Consider the following 12727-nt stretch of genomic DNA (forward strand, 5'->3'; position numbering starts at 1 on the left):
CGCTCACCGGAATGGAGATCGTGTCCGCGTTAGCAGTGAAATCCCTCTACAAGGTCTTCGGTCACGGGGCTGAAACGGCAGTTCGGCGCCTAGCCGAGGGTGCCCACCGCGACGAGGTGCTGGCGGATCTACCCGTGACCGCTGCGGTGATCGACGCGAATTTCGAGGTTCGGCGTGGTGAGATCTTCGTCGTGATGGGCCTCTCCGGGTCGGGGAAGTCCACCCTCATCCGGATGCTCAACGGGCTGGTGCGGCCCACGCATGGCAGCGTCGAGATCGACGGTGTCGACCTGACCAGGATGAAGCCGGCCGCGCTGCGCAGTCTGCGCCGCGAAAAGATCAGCATGGTATTCCAGCACTTCGCGCTCCTCCCACACCGGACGGTGTTGGAGAACGCGGGTTACGCGCTCGAAGCGGCGCGGCGGCCCCGTGCCGAGCGCCGCGAGCGGGCGATGGACGCGCTGCGGATGGTCGGGCTGGAGAGCTGGCAGGACAACCTGCCGCAGGAACTGTCCGGTGGCATGCGCCAGCGGGTGGGTCTGGCCCGCGCCCTCGCCGCAGGCACCGACATCATGCTGATGGACGAGGCATTCTCCGCGCTCGACCCGCTGATCCGCCGTGAGGTCCAGGACCAGCTTCTGGAACTGCAGGCCGAGCTCGGCAAGACCATCGTCTTCATCACCCACGATCTCAACGAGGCCATGCGGCTCGGTGATCGTATCGCCGTCATGCGCGACGGCCGGATCGTCCAGATCGGCACCGCCGAGGAGATCCTCACCGATCCGTCCAACGACTACGTCGCCCAGTTCGTGGCCGACGTGGACCGGACCCGGATCCTCACCGCGTCGTCGGTGATGGAGAAGCCGCTGAGCGTGGTGGACGTGAACGCCGGCCCTCGGGTGGCGGCACGGGCGTTGCGGGAGACGCAGACCTCGGCCGTGTATGTCACCGGACGTGGTAAGCGCTTCCTCGGGACGGTCACCGAGGATCTGGTCGATCGAGCGGTCCGGGAGGGGCAGAAGGACCTCGGCGGAGTCGTCTCGACGGAGCACGCCCGGTCGGTGCCGGGCGACACCCCGGTCGCGGACCTCTTCGGTGCGTGCGCGGCGAGTACGTATCCGGTGGCCGTGGTCGACGACGAGGGTCGGCTGGCGGGCGTGATACCCCGGATCACCCTGCTCAATGCCCTCGGCAGTATCGGCGCGGCCATCTCCGCCGGGTCGGACTCCGGTCCGCCGGGAGCTTCCGGTCTGTCGAAGGAGGACGGCCCGCCCCGGGCGGACAGCGCGGACCCGACGATGGCCGCCGTCGACGGCCCGGACACCGCCGGCACCTGGCAAAGTCCGGCACAGCCCGGCCCCGCGACAGAGACGAAGGGAGAACCGGTATGACGGTGGCCGACACTCCCCTGGACGACGTGCTGCCCTACGTGCCGGTCGGGGACTGGACCGAGAATGTGGTCGACTGGGCCACCAGGCAGTTGGGACCGCTCTTCGACGCCATCGCCAGCTTCGTCGAATCACTGGTCAACCCATTGGTCGACCTGCTGACCGCGCCGCCGGCGATCGTCGTGGTGGTGCTCTTCGCGGCCCTCGGCTGGTGGTTGCGCGGCTGGAAGTTCGGGCTCGGTACGGCGATCGGGCTCGGACTCGTGGGTGGGATGCCCTACTGGGACGAGACCATGCACACCCTGGCTCAGGTCATGGTCGCAAGCGCCCTGTCGCTGCTGTTCGCGGTACCGATCGGCATCTTCGTCGCGGAGAACCGACGCGCGTCGGCGGTGGCCCGGCCGGTGTTGGACCTGATGCAGACCCTGCCGGCGTTCGTCTATCTGATTCCGGCCATTTTCTTCTTCGGCATCGGTACCGTGCCGGGGGTGCTGGCCACGGTGGTGTTCAGCATGCCGCCCGGCGTCCGTCTCACCGAACTGGGCCTGCGCCAGGTGGACCGTGAGGTGGTGGAGGCCGGCGAGGCGTTCGGCGCGTCGCCGTCGATGATCCTGCTGCGGACAAAGCTGCCCCTGGCGTTGCCGACCATCATGACCGGCGTCAACCAGGTCATCATGCTGGCCCTGTCGATGGTGGTCATCGCCGGCATGGTCGGTGCCGGCGGCCTGGGTGACGTGATCATGCTCTCGCTCTCCAGGGTGCAGGTCGGCCAGGGATTCGAGGGGGGCATAGCCGTGGTGATCCTCGCGGTGGTCCTCGACCGGCTCACCGACTCGATCGGTGCGCGCTCCGCCCTGGCCAGGGCGGACCGCGCCACACAGCGGGCCTGAGCCCAACTCCGGACCCGCGCACCGTCCCGACCCGCAGGGAGGTCCGGTGCCGGCACCCTGCCTCGCCGTTCGCGAGTCCTGCCGGTGTCTTTTCGTAACAAGGAAGGAAACACCATGTGGAGCAAGACCTTGAGACGCGGCATCGCGCTGGCGGCCGCGGCGGCACTGGCGTTGGGTGCCGCCGCCTGTGGCGGTGATGCCGACGACTCCGGCTCGACCGGGGACTCCAACAAGATCACCATCGGCTACATGGCATGGGACGAGGCCATCGCCGCCTCCAACCTGTGGCAGAGGATCCTGGAGGACAAGGGATTCGAGGTCGAGCTCAAGAATCTCGAAGCCGGGCTCGTCTACGGTGGCCTGGCCAAGGGTGACATCGACCTGTTCCTGGACGGTTGGCTGCCGCAGACCCACGCCGCCTACTGGGAGCAGTACGGCGACAAGCTCGAGAAGATCGGTGTCTGGTACGACAACGCGAGCCTGAGCATCGCCGTCCCGCAGTACGTCGACGGAGTCGACTCGCTGGAAGACCTGGCGGGCCAGGCGGAGACGTTCAACGGCGAGATCATCGGCATCGAGCCCGGTGCCGGACTCACCGCCGCCACCCAGGACAAGGTCATTCCGGGGTACGGCCTGACCGACGTGATGGACCTCAAGACGTCGTCCACCCCGGCGATGCTGGCCGCCCTCGACCGTGCCATCAGCGGCAAGGAGCCGATCGTGGTGACGCTCTGGCACCCGCACTGGGCCTACGCGAAGTACCAGTTGAAGGACCTGGCGGACCCGAAGGGCACGCTCGGGCAGGCCGAGGAGGTCACCACGCTGGCCCGTGCCGGGTTCGGCGAGGACTTCCCCGAGGTCACGGCGATGCTGAAGAAGTTCACGATGGACAGTCAGCAGCTCGGCTCGCTCGAGGACCTGATGTTCAACGTCCACAAGGACGACGAGGCCAAGGCCGTCGACGCGTGGCTGGAAGCGAATCCGGAGTACCTCGGCTCGCTGAGCTGACCGCGCGACCGGCGGTTCGCCGTCGTCGTGGGCCGGACGCCGCTGCGCGGTGAAGCCCCGGGGTCGACGTCGAGACTGCCGTAGCCGGCGGGCGGCGGGGAAGCGCGGACCCCGCCGCCCGCCGCCGCATACCAGGCTTCCACCGCTGAGGGGACCACGTACCGGCACCACGCACCGAGGTAGCCGGTCAGGCGGCCCAGGCGCCGATTGATCATCCCGCCCGTTGCATAGGCTTGCAATCGTCGTGGAATGCCTGTACTGTGCTCTGCATAGATATGCGGAGGTGGGCATGGGAATTCGGGTCGCGGTCGCCGGTGCGAGTGGCTACGCAGGCGGCGAACTGCTCCGGCTGATCGCCGGGCACCCCGAGCTCGATCTCGTCGCCGCGACCGCGCACAGCCAGGCCGGCCAACCGGTCGCGGCCGTACACCCGCAGCTCACCGGGCTCGACCTGGTGTTCGGCCGGACCGAGCCGGCGGTGCTCGCCGACGCGGACCTGGTCTTCCTGGCCCTGCCGCACGGCGAGTCGGCGGCGTTGGCCGCCGGCCTGCCGGACGGGCTCCGCCTGGTCGACCTCGGTGCCGACCACCGGCTCACCGACGCCGCCGCATGGACCCGCTACTACGGCGGCGCCCACGGGGGGGCCTGGACCTACGGGCTGCCGGAGCTGCCCGGCCAGCGGACGGCGATCGCCGCCGCCACCCGGGTCGCCGCCACCGGCTGCTACGCGGTGGCCACCATCCTGGCCCTGGCCCCGCTGCTCGCCGCCGGGGTCGCCGCCCCGCACGACGTGGTCGTGGTGGCCGCCTCCGGCACCTCCGGGGCCGGCCGGTCGGCAAAGCCGCACCTGCTGGGCAGCGAGGTGATGGGCGATCTCTCGCCCTACAAGGTCGGCGCCCACCAGCACGTGCCGGAGATCAAGCAGGCGAGCGGGGCGACCGGGCTCTCCTTCACCCCGGTGCTGGCGCCCATGCCGCGCGGCATCCTGGCCACCGTCACCGCACTGCCGGTCGGTGGCGCTGCGGTCGACCCGCGCGCGGTGCTGACCCGGGCGTACGCGGACGCGCCGTTCGTGCACGTCCTGCCGGAAGGGCGGTGGCCGCACACCGCCGCCACCCTGGGCGGCAACTCCTGCCACCTCCAGGCCACCGTCGACGTCGACTCCGGTCGCCTGATCGTGGTCAGCGCCATCGACAACCTCGGCAAGGGCGCGGCCGGCCAGGCGGTGCAGTGTGCCAACCTCATGCTCGGGCTGCCCGAGACGACCGGGCTCGCCGTGCACGGGGTCGCACCGTGACGCGCCGGGCACCCCGCCCCGGCCGGGTGGCAGGCATGCGCACGATCAGCAGAACAGCCGACGACGAGGGAGTGCCGGGATGAGCGTCACCGCGCCGCGCGGGTTCCGGGCGGCCGGAGTAGCCGCCGGGCTCAAGTCCGGCGGTACGCCGGACGTCGCGCTGGTGGTCAACGACGGGCCGGAGACGGCGGCGGCCGGCGTCTTCACGGCCAACCGGGTCAAGGCGGCGCCGGTGCTCTGGAGCCAGCAGGTGCTCCGGGGCGGTCTGGTCAGGGCGGTGGTGCTCAACTCCGGTGGTGCCAACGCCTGCACCGGCGCGCCGGGCTTCCAGGACACCCATGCCACCGCCGAGCACGCCGCCGCGACGCTCTCCGCAGCCGCCGGCGGCGGACCTGGGGTCGGCGCCGGCGAGGTGGCGGTCTGCTCGACCGGCCTGATCGGGGAGCGGCTGCCGATGGACCGGCTGCTGCCGGGGGTGACCAGCGCCGTGGCCGCGTTGGGCGCCGAGGGCGGGCCGGCGGCGGCCGAGGCGATCATGACCACCGACACCCGCCCGAAGACGGTGGTGGTGGCCGGCGACGGCTGGACGGTCGGCGGGATGGCCAAGGGCGCCGGGATGCTCGCGCCGGCGCTGGCCACCATGCTCGGCGTGGTCACCACCGACGCGCTGGCCGGGCCGGCCATGCTCGACGAGGCGCTCCGGGCCGCCTGCCGGGTCAGCTTCGAGCGGGTCGACTCGGACGGCTGCCTCTCCACCAACGACACGGTGCTGCTGCTGGCCAGCGGTGCCTCCGGGATCGCGCCGGGCCAGGCCGAGCTGACCGCCGCGGTCACCGAGGCGTGCCGGCTGCTGGCCCGGCAACTGGTCTCCGACGCCGAGGGTGCCAGCAAGGAGATCGCGATCGAGGTGGTCGGGGCCGCCGACGAGGACGACGCCGTCGAGATCGGCCGCTCGGTGGCCCGGAACAACCTGGTCAAGACCGCGCTCTTCGGCAACGACCCGAACTGGGGCCGGATCCTCGCCGCCGTCGGCACCACCGGCGCGGCCTTCGAACCGGACGCCCTGGACGTGGCGGTCAACGGCGTCTGGGTCTGCCGCTCCGGAGCCGCCGCCGAGGACCGTTCCAAGGTGGAGCTCTCCGGCCGGCAGGTGACGATCAGGATCGACCTGCACACCGGCCCGGCGGAGGCGACGGTCTGGACCAACGACCTGTCGCACGCGTACGTGCACGAGAACTCGGCGTACTCCACATGATGCTCACCCGTGACCTGACCGAGGCGCAGCGGAAGGCGGCCACCCTCATCGAGGCGCTGCCCTGGCTGGAACGCTTCTCCGGCTCCACCGTGGTGGTGAAGTACGGCGGCAACGCCATGATCGAGCCGGAGTTGCAGCGGGCGTTCGCCGCCGACATGGTCTTCCTGCGCTACGCCGGCCTGAGGCCGGTGGTGGTGCACGGCGGCGGTCCGCAGATCTCCGCCATGCTGCGCCGGCTCGGCATCGCCAGCGAGTTCAAGGGCGGGCTGCGGGTGACCACGCCCGAGGCGATGGACGTGGTCCGGATGGTGCTGGTCGGCCAGGTCGGCCGGGAACTGGTCGGCATGATCAACGAGTACGGCCCGTTCGCGGTCGGGCTCTCCGGCGAGGACGCCCGGCTCTTCACGGCGGTCCGCCGGCCCGCCTACGTGGACGGCGAACCGGTCGACATCGGCCAGGTCGGTGACGTGGAGGAGGTGGACGTCTCCGCCGTCGCCGACCTCATCTCGGCCGGCCGGATCCCGGTGATCTCGACAGTCGCGCCGGACGCGGACGGGGTGCTGCACAACCTCAACTCCGACACCGCCGCCGCCGCGCTCGCCGTCGCGCTGCGGGCCCGCAAGCTCGTCGTACTGACCGACGTGCCCGGCCTCTACGCCGACTGGCCGGACACCGACAGCCTGGTCTCGGAGATCACCATCGGCGAGCTCGCCGAGCTGCTGCCGAGGCTGGAGTCGGGCATGGTGCCGAAGATGGAGGCCTGCCTGCGGGCGGTCAGCGGCGGAGTGCCGGCGGCGCACGTGGTGGACGGGCGGGTGGCGCACTCGACCCTGCTGGAAGTTTTCACGTCGGAAGGATTCGGCACCATGGTGGTTCCCGAGCCGGGGGCGGTCCGGTCATGACCTCGACCCTTGTCGACCGCTGGACACAGTCCATGATGGACAACTACGGCACCCCGCAGCTCGCGCTGGTCCGGGGCAGCGGCGCGGTGGTGACCGACGAGGCGGGCCGGGAGTACGTCGACCTGGTCGGCGGCATCGCGGTCAACACGCTCGGGCACGGCCACCCGGCGGTGGTCGAGGCGGTCTCCCGGCAGGTCGCCACCCTCGGGCACGTCTCCAACCTCTTCGTCGCCGAGCCGCCGGTGGCCCTGGCCGAGCTGCTGCTGGCTTTGGCCGGCCGGGCCGGCCGGGTCTTCTTCGCCAACTCCGGTGCCGAGGCCAACGAGGCCGCCTTCAAGCTCTCCCGGCTCACCGGCCGGACCCGGGTGGTCGCCACCGACGGCGGCTTCCACGGCCGCACCATGGGCGCGCTGGCGCTCACCGGGCAGCCGGCCAAGGCCGACCCGTTCCGCCCGCTGCCCGGCGAGGTGACCCACATCCCGTACGGCGACGTCGCGGCGCTGGCCGCCGCGGTCACCGGCGAGACCGCGATGGTGATCCTGGAGCCGGTGCAGGGCGAGAACGGCGTGGTCGTCCCGCCTCCCGGCTACCTCGCCGCCGCCCGGCGGATCACCGCCGAGCACGGCGCCCTGCTCGCGCTCGACGAGGTGCAGACCGGGATCGGCCGGACGGGGCACTGGTTCGCGCACCAGGCCGACGGCATCGAGCCGGACCTGATCACCCTGGCCAAGGGGCTCGGCGGCGGGCTGCCGATCGGCGCCTGCCTGGCCTTCGGCGAGGCGGCCGAGCTGCTCCGCCCGGGCGCCCACGGCACCACCTTCGGCGGCAACCCGGTGAGCTGCGCCGCCGCCCTCGCCGTCATCTCCACGATCGCCAACGAGGGACTGCTCGACCACGTCAAGCGGGTCGGCGAGCGGATCCGACGCGGCGTGGAGGCGCTGCGCCACCCGTTGGTCGCCGAGGTGCGCGGCAGCGGGCTGCTGCTCGGCATCGCGCTGCGTGCGCCGGCCGCCGCCGCCACCGCCGGAGTGCTCCGGAACGCCGGCTTTCTCACCAATCCGGTGCAGCCGGGGACGATCCGGCTGGCCCCGCCGCTGATCCTCGGCATGGACCAGGCCGACGCCTTTCTCGCCGCCCTGCCGGCGGCGCTGGACGCGGCGACCCCGGGCGCCCTGGAAGCGCCGGCCGTGGCGGCGGACGCGCCGGGCGGCGCCGACCCGACCGGAGGGGTGGTGGACTGATGCCCCGGCACTTCCTGCGCGACGACGACCTCAGCCCGGCCGAGCAGGCGGCGGTGTTGGAGCTCGCCACCCGGATGAAGACGGATCGCTACGCGCTGCGCCCGCTCGCCGGCCCCCGGTCGGTGGCGGTGCTCTTCGACAAGCCGAGCCTGCGTACCCGGCTCTCCTTCGATGTCGGCATCGCCGAGCTGGGCGGCCACCCGATCGTGGTGGACACCCAGGTCACGCACTTCGGCCGGGGCGAGTCGGTGGTGGACGCGGGCCGGGTGCTGAGCCGCTACGTCGCCGCGATCGTGCTGCGCACCTTCGGCGACGACCGGCTGGCCCAGCTCGCCGTCGGCGCCGACGTGCCGGTGGTGAACGGGCTGACCGACGGGTTCCACCCCTGCCAGCTCCTGGCCGACCTGCTCACCGTCCGCGAGCACTGTGGCGGCACCGCCGGCCGGACGCTGGCATACCTCGGCGACGCCGCCAACAACATGGCGCACTCGTACCTGCTCGGCGGAGCGACCGCCGGGATGCACGTCCGGGTCGCCGGGCCGGCGGGCTACGACCCCGACCCGGCCGTGCTGGACCGGGCCGCCGAGATCGCCGCCGGCACCGGCGGCTCGGTACGCGTGCTGCGCGACCCGGCGGAGGCGGTCTCCGGCGCCGACGTGGTGGCCACGGACACCTGGACCTCGATGGGGCAGGAGGGCGACGGCCGGGACCGGTTCACCGCCTTCCAGCCGTACCAGCTCAACAAGACGCTGCTCGCCGTTGCCCGGCCGGAGGCCGTGGTGCTGCACTGCCTTCCGGCCCACCGGGGCGAGGAGATCACCGACGAGGTGCTCGACGGCCCGCGCAGCGCGGTCTTCGACCAGGCGGAGAACCGGCTGCACGCCCAGAAGGCCCTGCTCGCCTGGCTGCTGGAGCGGCACGCCGAGGAGCGCCCCGCCCAGCCGGGACCCGGTGCGCCCGGCGAACCGTCGTCACGACCGGGCGACGAGCCCTCGCCCGCCTCGATCATCGCGTCCGTGGTCGGTGAGTCGGCATGACCGGCCCGATCGTCGCCCGTGCATTCGCGAGGCCGGTGTGAACCGGCTCCGCCCACCCGCTCGGGAGGCCGGCGTGACCGGGCCGCTGACCCGGGCCGCGCGGCACGGCCGCATCGTCGCGCTGATCCGGGACCACGCGATCCGCTCGCAGACCGAGCTGGCCGACCTGCTCGCCGCCGGCGGGGTCCAGGTCACCCAGGCCACCCTCTCCCGGGACCTGGAGGAGCTTGGCGCGGTCAAGGTACGCGGCGGTGACGGGCCGGCCGTCTACCTCATCCCGGAGGACGGCAAGCGGCCGCTGCGCGACGCCGAGCAGGCGCCCGCCCGGCTGATCCGGTTGCTCCGCGAACTGCTCAACGGGGTCGACGCCAGCGGCAACATCGCCGTGCTGCGTACCCCGCCCGGTGCCGCCCAGTACCTCGCCAGCGCGCTGGACCGGGCGGGGCTACCGGAGGTCGTCGGCACGATCGCCGGCGACGACACCATTCTCGTCGTGGCCCGCGAGGCCACCGGTGGCGCGGCACTGGGGGAGAAGCTCTCCGCCTGGGCGGCCCGGGAAGAACATGTTGAAGGGAGCACCACACCATGAGCGAGCGTGGCGAGCGAATCATCAGATTCAGTGCGGATGTGCCTCATGGCGGCCTGGAGCGCAGCGGAGGGCCGGCATGAGCGAACGTGTCGTTCTGGCGTACTCCGGGGGGCTGGACACCTCGGTCGCCATCCCATACCTGGCCGAGCAGACCGGCGCCGAGGTGGTCGCAGTGGCGATCGACGTCGGGCAGGGCGGCGAGGACCTGGCCGTGATCCGCCAGCGAGCCCTGGACTGCGGCGCCGCCGAGTCGGTGGTGATCGACGCCCGCGAGGAGTTCGCCGCCGACTACTGCATTCCGGCGATGCGGGCCAACGCGCTCTACATGGATCGCTACCCGCTGGTCTCGGCGCTCTCCCGGCCGCTGATCGTCAAGCACCTGGTGGAGGCGGCGAAGTACTACGGCGGCACCATCGTGTCGCACGGCTGCACCGGCAAGGGCAACGACCAGGTGCGGTTCGAGGCCGGCCTCGGCGCTCTCGCCCCCGACCTCAGGGTGATCGCGCCGGCCCGGGACTTCGCCTGGACCCGGGACAAGGCGATCGCCTACGCCGAGGAGAAGGGGCTGCCGATCGACGTCACGCGCAAGTCGCCGTACTCGATCGACCAGAACCTCTGGGGCCGGGCCGTGGAGACCGGCTTCCTGGAGGACATCTGGAACCCACCGATCGAGGACCTGTACGCGTACACCGCCGATCCGGCGCAGTCGCGCGACCCCGACACCGTGGTGGTCACCTTCGACGCCGGGGTGCCGGTGGCAATCGACGGCGAGACGGTCACCCCGTACCAGGCGGTCCTGGAGCTGAACCGGCGGGCCGGCGCGCAGGGCGTGGGCCGGCTCGACATGGTCGAGGACCGGCTGGTCGGAATCAAGAGCCGCGAGGTGTACGAGGCGCCGGGCGCGATCGCCCTGATCACCGCCCACCAGGAGCTGGAGGCCGTGACCATGGAGCGGGACCTGGCCCGGTTCAAGAAGGGCGTCGACCAGCGTTGGGGTGAGCTGGTCTACGACGGCCTCTGGTTCTCGCCGCTCAAGCACGCCCTCGACGCGTTCGTCGACGACACCCAGCGGCACGTCAGCGGCGAGGTGCGGCTGGTCCTGCACGGTGGTCGCGCGGTGGCGACCGGCCGGCGTTCCGAGGCGAGCCTCTACGACTTCGGCCTCGCCACCTACGACACCGGCGACACCTTCGACCAGTCGCTGGCCAAGGGCTTCGTGCAGCTCTGGGGCCTGCCGAGCAAGCTGGCGGCGGCCCGGGACGCCCGGTTGGGCGGCATCGACAAGTGACCTTCAGAATGGTCGGCGTGGACGACAAGAGCCTGACCGAGAACAGCGCCGGCACCAACCGTACGAGCCTCTGGGGTGGCCGGTTCGCCGGCGGCCCCGCCGAGGCGTTGGCCCGGCTGTCGGTCAGCGTCCAGTTCGACTGGCGGCTCGCCCCGTACGACCTGGCCGGCTCCCGGGCACACGCCCGGGTGCTGGCCGCCGCCGGCCTGCTCGACCCGGACGAGCTGGGCCGGATGCTGGCCGCGCTCGACGACCTGGAGGCGGCGGTGCTGACCGGCACCTTCCGCCCCACCGTCGAGGACGAGGACGTGCACACCGCGCTGGAACGCGGCCTGCTGGAACGGCTCGGCACGCTCGGCGGCAAGCTGCGGGCCGGCCGGTCCCGCAACGACCAGGTCGCCACCGACCTGCGACTCTATCTGCGCGACCACGCCCGAGGGCTGGGCGGCCGGATCGTCGGGCTCGCCGACGCGCTGGTCGAGCAGGCGGCCCGCAACCTGGAGACCCCGGCGCCGGGGATGACGCACGTGCAGCATGCCCAGCCGGTCACCTTCGGGCACTGGCTGCTGGCGCACGTCCAGCCGCTGCTGCGGGACCTGGAGCGGCTGCGCGACTGGGACCACCGCGCGGCGGTGAGCCCGCTCGGCGCGGGCGCGCTGGCCGGTTCCGGCCTGCCGCTCGACCCGGTGGCGGTCAGCAGGGAGCTGGGCTTCCGGACCTCCTTCGCCAACTCGATGGACGCGGTCGCCGACCGGGACTTCGTGGCCGAGTTCCTCTTCGTCACCGCGCTGCTCGGGGTGCACCTTTCCCGGCTCGGCGAGGAGGTGGTGATGTGGACATCCCAGGAGTTCGGCTGGGTGGAGCTGGACGACTCGTTCGCGACCGGTTCGTCGATCATGCCGCAGAAGAAGAATGCGGACGTCGCCGAGCTGGCCCGGGGCAAGTCCGGGCGGCTGATCGGCGGACTGGTCGCCGTACTGACCATGCTCAAGGGGCTGCCGATGGCGTACGACCGGGACATGCAGGAGGACAAGGAGCCGGCCTTCGACGCGATCGACACCCTCGACCTGCTGCTGCCGGCGCTGGCCGGGATGGTCTCCACCATGACGGTCCGGGCCGATCGGCTCGCCGCCGCCGCCCCGGTCGGCTTCTCCCTCGCCACCGAGGTCGCCGACTGGCTGGTCCGCAGGGGCGTGCCGTTCCGCGAGGCGCACGAGGTGACCGGCCGGCTGGTGGCGCTCTGCGCCGCCCGGGACTGCGAGCTGGACGAGGTCTCCGACGACGACCTGCGGCTGGTCAGCGAGCATCTCGACCCCGGCGTCCGGGACGTGCTTTCGGTCCGCTCCGCGCTGGCGGCCCGGACCACGCCGGGCTCGACCGGGCCGGGACCGGTCGCCGACCAGCTCGCCGCCGCCACCGACCAGCTCGACGGCTGGCGGGAGTGGTCCACCGAGCGGGTCGTGCCGCGTACGTAGCCCGTCCGAGCCGGGCTGGGTGGGTCGAGCCGCTCGGTCCGGCCCATGGCGGACCGCGCCGGACGTCGATAATCTCCACTTCGGGACGTCCCGCGTACCGGCGACGATGGGTGGTGAGCTTCGTTGAGGTCGCTGCCGGCGATCTACCGTCTGCCGAAGGACATGATCGGCGGCTTCGTGGTCACGGCCGTCTTCGTCATGCTGCCCGTCGGCTTCGCCGCGCTCGGCACCGGCCTGCCCGGCTGGCTTTCGGCGGTGATCCTGCTCGGTACCCTCGCCCTGCTGCTCGAAGAGTTGGAGGAGATCGTCCAGCTCTGGCAGCAGCGCCGTGGCACCTCTCCGGCCCCGCGATAGCGG

General features: G+C 72.1%; 11 protein-coding genes and 1 pseudogene. All 12 read left to right on the forward strand.

Going from position 1 to position 12727, the window contains the following annotated elements; all coding sequences use genetic code 11:
- Window positions 1-11 precede the first annotated feature (11 nt).
- Window positions 12-1391 carry a quaternary amine ABC transporter ATP-binding protein gene (locus ACN28C_RS17640; protein ID WP_422768639.1) on the forward strand — a complete coding sequence of 460 codons (1380 nt, stop codon included), beginning with the start codon at window positions 12-14 and terminating at the stop codon, window positions 1389-1391.
- Window positions 1388-2278: an ABC transporter permease gene (locus ACN28C_RS17645; protein ID WP_422768640.1), complete on the forward strand. Its 891-nt coding sequence runs from the start codon at window positions 1388-1390 to the stop codon at window positions 2276-2278. Before ACN28C_RS17640 ends, ACN28C_RS17645 begins: the two co-directional genes overlap by 4 nt.
- A gap of 114 nt (window positions 2279-2392) precedes the next feature.
- Entirely contained in the window at window positions 2393-3286 is an 894-nt protein-coding gene (locus ACN28C_RS17650) for a glycine betaine ABC transporter substrate-binding protein (protein ID WP_422768641.1), read from the forward strand.
- A 289-nt stretch (window positions 3287-3575) separates the two neighbouring features.
- Window positions 3576-4583 (forward strand): N-acetyl-gamma-glutamyl-phosphate reductase, encoded by a 1008-nt coding sequence (gene argC / locus ACN28C_RS17655; RefSeq protein WP_422768642.1) that lies wholly within the window; start codon window positions 3576-3578, stop codon window positions 4581-4583.
- 79 nt (window positions 4584-4662) lie between these two features.
- Window positions 4663-5838: a bifunctional glutamate N-acetyltransferase/amino-acid acetyltransferase ArgJ gene (gene argJ / locus ACN28C_RS17660; RefSeq protein ID WP_422768643.1), complete on the forward strand. Its 1176-nt coding sequence runs from the start codon at window positions 4663-4665 to the stop codon at window positions 5836-5838.
- Window positions 5835-6740 (forward strand): acetylglutamate kinase, encoded by a 906-nt coding sequence (gene argB, locus ACN28C_RS17665; protein ID WP_422768644.1) that lies wholly within the window; start codon window positions 5835-5837, stop codon window positions 6738-6740. Before argJ ends, argB begins: the two co-directional genes overlap by 4 nt.
- Complete coding sequence (locus ACN28C_RS17670; RefSeq protein ID WP_422768645.1) at window positions 6737-7981, forward strand: acetylornithine transaminase; 1245 nt, start codon at window positions 6737-6739, stop codon at window positions 7979-7981. The genes argB and ACN28C_RS17670 overlap by 4 nt, the downstream gene beginning before the upstream one ends.
- Window positions 7981-8928, forward strand: a pseudogene (gene argF, locus ACN28C_RS17675) (ornithine carbamoyltransferase); the annotation flags it as partial. The gene ACN28C_RS17670 and the pseudogene argF, both read left to right, overlap by 1 nt.
- A 163-nt stretch (window positions 8929-9091) precedes the next feature.
- Window positions 9092-9607 carry an arginine repressor gene (locus ACN28C_RS17680; RefSeq protein WP_422768646.1) on the forward strand — a complete coding sequence of 172 codons (516 nt, stop codon included), beginning with the start codon at window positions 9092-9094 and terminating at the stop codon, window positions 9605-9607.
- Between the two features lie 76 nt (window positions 9608-9683).
- A complete protein-coding gene (locus ACN28C_RS17685; RefSeq protein WP_422768647.1) occupies window positions 9684-10895 on the forward strand; it encodes an argininosuccinate synthase in 1212 nt (403 codons plus the stop codon).
- Window positions 10896-10903: 8 nt separating this feature from the next.
- Window positions 10904-12370 (forward strand): argininosuccinate lyase, encoded by a 1467-nt coding sequence (gene argH / locus ACN28C_RS17690; RefSeq protein ID WP_422774723.1) that lies wholly within the window; start codon window positions 10904-10906, stop codon window positions 12368-12370.
- Window positions 12371-12493: 123 nt separating this feature from the next.
- Window positions 12494-12724, forward strand: coding sequence for a hypothetical protein (locus ACN28C_RS17695; RefSeq protein WP_422768648.1), 231 nt, complete (start codon window positions 12494-12496; stop codon window positions 12722-12724).
- The last annotated feature ends 3 nt before the right edge of the window (window positions 12725-12727 follow it).

It is taken from the genome of Plantactinospora sp. WMMC1484 (genome assembly GCF_049315195.1).
GTDB lineage: Bacteria > Actinomycetota > Actinomycetes > Mycobacteriales > Micromonosporaceae > Plantactinospora.

Excerpts from the sequence above, each read along its gene's own strand:
- argH (WP_422774723.1), top strand. The coding sequence starts at position 10,904 with ATGGTCGGCGTGGACGACAAGAGCCTGACCGAGAACAGCGCCGGCACC.
- argJ (WP_422768643.1), top strand. The coding sequence starts at position 4,663 with ATGAGCGTCACCGCGCCGCGCGGGTTCCGGGCGGCCGGAGTAGCCGCC.
- ACN28C_RS17640 (WP_422768639.1), top strand. The coding sequence starts at position 12 with ATGGAGATCGTGTCCGCGTTAGCAGTGAAATCCCTCTACAAGGTCTTC.
- argC (WP_422768642.1), top strand. The coding sequence starts at position 3,576 with ATGGGAATTCGGGTCGCGGTCGCCGGTGCGAGTGGCTACGCAGGCGGC.
- ACN28C_RS17645 (WP_422768640.1), top strand. The coding sequence starts at position 1,388 with ATGACGGTGGCCGACACTCCCCTGGACGACGTGCTGCCCTACGTGCCG.
- ACN28C_RS17685 (WP_422768647.1), top strand. The coding sequence starts at position 9,684 with ATGAGCGAACGTGTCGTTCTGGCGTACTCCGGGGGGCTGGACACCTCG.
- ACN28C_RS17650 (WP_422768641.1), top strand. The coding sequence starts at position 2,393 with ATGTGGAGCAAGACCTTGAGACGCGGCATCGCGCTGGCGGCCGCGGCG.
- argB (WP_422768644.1), top strand. The coding sequence starts at position 5,835 with ATGATGCTCACCCGTGACCTGACCGAGGCGCAGCGGAAGGCGGCCACC.
- ACN28C_RS17670 (WP_422768645.1), top strand. The coding sequence starts at position 6,737 with ATGACCTCGACCCTTGTCGACCGCTGGACACAGTCCATGATGGACAAC.